At 66.4% G+C, this 1,310-nt stretch carries 2 protein-coding genes; one reads left to right on the top strand and one right to left on the bottom strand.

From position 1 onward, the window contains the following. Positions 1-8: 8 nt before the first annotated feature. Positions 9-890, top strand: a complete 882-nt coding sequence (locus EOA27_RS36810; protein ID WP_127258759.1) for a LysR family transcriptional regulator — start codon at positions 9-11, stop codon at positions 888-890. Between the two features lie 58 nt (positions 891-948). On the opposite strand, the gene rpsI is transcribed toward EOA27_RS36810, so the two are convergent. Then, a partial coding sequence (rpsI, locus tag EOA27_RS36815) for a 30S ribosomal protein S9 (protein WP_127258757.1) occupies positions 949-1,310 on the bottom strand: 362 nt, incomplete at its 5' end.

Consider the following 1,310-nt stretch of genomic DNA (forward strand, 5'->3'; position numbering starts at 1 on the left):
ACGCCAAGCTGTGTTTCCAGACGGCGGATGGCTTCACTGAGCGCGAAGGCGCCCGCGCCACGGCGGGCAGCGCCTCCGCGCTCAGTGAAGCCATCCGCCGTCTGGAAACACAGCTTGGCGTGCGGCTCTTCAACCGCACCACGCGTAGCGTCGCTTTGACCGAGGCTGGCGCCGGTCTGCTGGCGCGGCTCGGCCCCGCACTGGGGGAGGTCGAAGCCGCGCTCGATGTGGTGAACGGCTTTCGCGATCGGCCCGCCGGAACCCTGCGGCTCAATGTGCCGATAAGCGCCTCGCGGCTGGTGTTGCCAAGAATCGTTCCGGGTTTTCTGGCGGCCTATCCGGCCATTCGCCTGGAGGTGATCGCCGAGGAGAACTTTATCGATCTGCTGGTGGCCGGCTGCGATGCCGGCATCCGCTATGACGAGCGGCTGGAGCAGGACATGATCGCCGTGCCGATCGGACCGCGCACGCAGCGCTTCACCACCTCCGCAGCACCAGCCTATCTTGATCGCCACGGCCGGCCACAGCACCCGCGCGACCTGCTTGGCCATGCCTGCATACGCGGCCGCTTCCCGAGCGGGGTCATGACGCCCTGGGAGTTCGAGCGGGACGGTGAGGTGGTGCGCGTCGACACCACCGGACCATTGCTCGTCAGCATTGGCGGAGGCGTCGATCTCGCTGTCGACGCGGCGATTGCCGGTGTCGGCATTCTCTGGCTGTTCGAGGACTGGGTGCGCCCGCATTTCGAGAGCGGCGCGCTGGAGCCCGTGCTGGAGCCGTGGTGGCAGGAATTTTCCGGGCCGTTTCTCTACTATCCCGGGCGCCGCTTGGTGCCCGCGCCGCTGCGCGCCTTCATCGACTACATCAAAACGCCGGCCGGGCACTGGTAGCGGAAAACAAAAAGGCCGCTCGGAGGCGGCCTTTTCGAAAGCTTGGATTTCCCAGCGCTTAGCGCTTCGAGAACTGGAAGCTGCGGCGGGCTTTCGCCTTGCCGTACTTCTTGCGCTCGACCACGCGGCTGTCGCGGGTCAGGAATCCGCCCTTCTTGAGCACCGAGCGCAGGCCCGGCTCATAGTAGGTCAGCGCCTTGGAGATGCCGTGACGGACCGCACCGGCCTGACCGGAGAGGCCGCCGCCGATGACGGTGGCGACGATGTCGTACTGGCCGGCGCGGTTGGCCGCGACGATCGGCTGGTTGAGGATCATCTGCAGCACCGGACGCGCGAAATAGGTCGCGAATTCCTTGTCGTTGACAGTGATCTTGCCGGAGCCCGGCTTCACCCAGACGCGCGCGATGGCGTTCTTGCGCT

This window comes from Mesorhizobium sp. M2A.F.Ca.ET.037.01.1.1 (assembly GCF_003998075.1).
Lineage (GTDB): Bacteria > Pseudomonadota > Alphaproteobacteria > Rhizobiales > Rhizobiaceae > Mesorhizobium.